We start from the raw sequence: 1,992 nt of genomic DNA on the forward strand, positions 1-1,992 counted from the left end.
TTAAGGAGACCGTTGAAGGGGCAGGTGGTAAAGTTATCAAAGAAGAATACAGCGGGCTCGTGAAGCTTATGGTAGAAACCAGAAAGGGCGAAGCTGAAAAGCTGATGGCACTTTTGACCGAGAAAACAAGGGGGAAGGGCGAGGCTAAAGTCCCTCTTTATAAGGGCGGTGTGAGAAAGGCCTTTAGTTTTACTTTTTTCTCCCGAAAGCCTCGCCCTTTAGGACGGGGATGCAGTAAACCACCCAAGAGCCATTAAGCGGGAAAGCAAACCATTTTAAAACCCAAGAACAATACCATACTTTGAAACGAACAGTAACCCTCAAACTCCAGCCGAGCAAAGAACAAGAGAAAACCCTCTCCGAGTTAGCCGGTATCGGAGCTAAAATCTGGAACAGAGTAAACTACCTAAGACGACAACAATTCTTCAAAGAGCCAAATCGTGGACTTCAACAAAACCGAAAAGATAGTTTATGGAGAATTCAAAAAAGAAATCGGTTCCGCAACAGTCCAACAGATTTGTAGGAAGAACGTTGAAGCTTGGAGAAGCTTCTTCTCTCTCTTAAGAAATAAGCGGAACGGAGAACTACCAGAGTGGCTCAAACCAAGACCACCGAACTACTTGAAGGAAGCCGGCTTAATCATTCTCAGAAACAACCAATACAAGATTGACGGAAATAAACTCATTCTAAAAGGCCTTGGAAAGTTCAAACGTCTTGAAATCCAATTCAAAGGCAGAATACACTTGAGAGGTAAGCAAGGACGCTTAGAAATAACCTATGATGACGTTAAGCGAAAATGGTACGCTCACATCTCTTACACGGTGGAGGAGAAGCTAACCAATGGTGAGTGGGTTGAAGTCCCAAGACAGCCATTGGGCGACCTTTCAGCGGGAATAGACCTTGGAGTGAACAATCTAATGGCCGTTTACGTTGAGGACAGTGAGAGCTTTCTCGTCAATGGCAGACCGTTGAAAGCCATTGACTTTTACTTTAGGAAGGTTATCTCTGATTATCAGTCTAAACTCAATAAGTCGGGAGCTAAAACGAGTAGGAAACTCAGAAAACTGTACGAGAAGGCTAAACTTCAAGCGAGGCACTACATTAACACTGCCGTGAGGCAGACTGTTAAAAAGCTCTACCGTCTTGGGGGTTTCAAGGATTGTCGTTGGCTATCCGAAAGGCATTAGTAGAAACTCTGATAAGGGCAGGATGCAGAATTTCCTTCTCTCTCACGTCTGGCGGTTTAACACTGTCATTAAACGATTGAAAGAAGTTGCTGAAGAGTATGGTGTTGAGGTTTTGCTCATTGATGAGGCTTTCACTTCTAAGCTTTGCCCCGTTTGCGGGAAGCCCCACTATGGGGCTCGCTTCCTTCGTGGTTTATTTAAGTGTCCCGCAACGGGGCTTGTGTTTAATGCGGACTTGGTTGGAGCTTTTAACATTTTAAAGAAGGTTGTAAAAACGATAACCCCGAACTTGGGTGGTCTTTACGCCCAAGGAAGGGGGTAATTGGCCTAAGGCCGGGCTGGAGGGGTTGAAGACCCGTTTTATGTTGGGTCTAAATGAGACCCCTCAAACCTCCCTGCCAATGGAGGGGGGTTAAGTCGAACCCTCGCCGTTCACGGCGGGGAGGAGATCAGTGTCTCCTCCCAGAATCCGCTCCCAGGCCCTTATTGCCATCCACTTATCCAGGAACTCGTTGAAGGTTCCGCACTTCGGCGAGAGGACGCAGACGGGGCAGCCGTCCTGACATTCGCACGACTTCAGGTGCTCAAGGCTCTTTTCCATGAGCTTCTCGATGTTCTCGTAGATGATTTCCGCCAGACCCGCTCCCCCTTCGTTGCCGTCGTAGATGAAAACCACCAGCCTTCCAAAGTAAGGCTCACCCGGAAAGCCCGCGTAGCTGTAGCCCCCGAGCTCTCTGCTGTCAACGTACGTGAAAATCGGCGCTATCTTGATGAGGTTGTGCTCCATAGCGTGGAGAGCCGAGCC

At 47.8% G+C, this 1,992-nt stretch carries 2 protein-coding genes and 1 pseudogene; 2 read left to right on the forward strand and 1 reads right to left on the reverse strand.

Annotation, left to right across the window (positions count from 1 at the left end):
• Together MVD07_RS05720 and MVD07_RS05725 are read left to right on the forward strand one after the other, a co-directional pair.
• The coding region (locus MVD07_RS05720) for a DUF1949 domain-containing protein (protein WP_297499572.1) at positions 1-257 on the forward strand (257 nt) is incomplete at its 5' end.
• Between the two features lie 44 nt (positions 258-301).
• A pseudogene (locus MVD07_RS05725) lies at positions 302-1,603 on the forward strand (transposase).
• Here the strand turns inward: MVD07_RS05725 and MVD07_RS05730 are convergent.
• A partial coding sequence (locus MVD07_RS05730) for a Zn-binding domain-containing protein (protein WP_297499574.1) occupies positions 1,600-1,992 on the reverse strand: 393 nt, incomplete at its 5' end. The pseudogene MVD07_RS05725 and the gene MVD07_RS05730 sit on opposite strands and share 4 nt — an antisense overlap.

The sequence above is a fragment of the Thermococcus sp. genome (assembly GCF_027008145.1).
GTDB lineage: Archaea > Methanobacteriota_B > Thermococci > Thermococcales > Thermococcaceae > Thermococcus.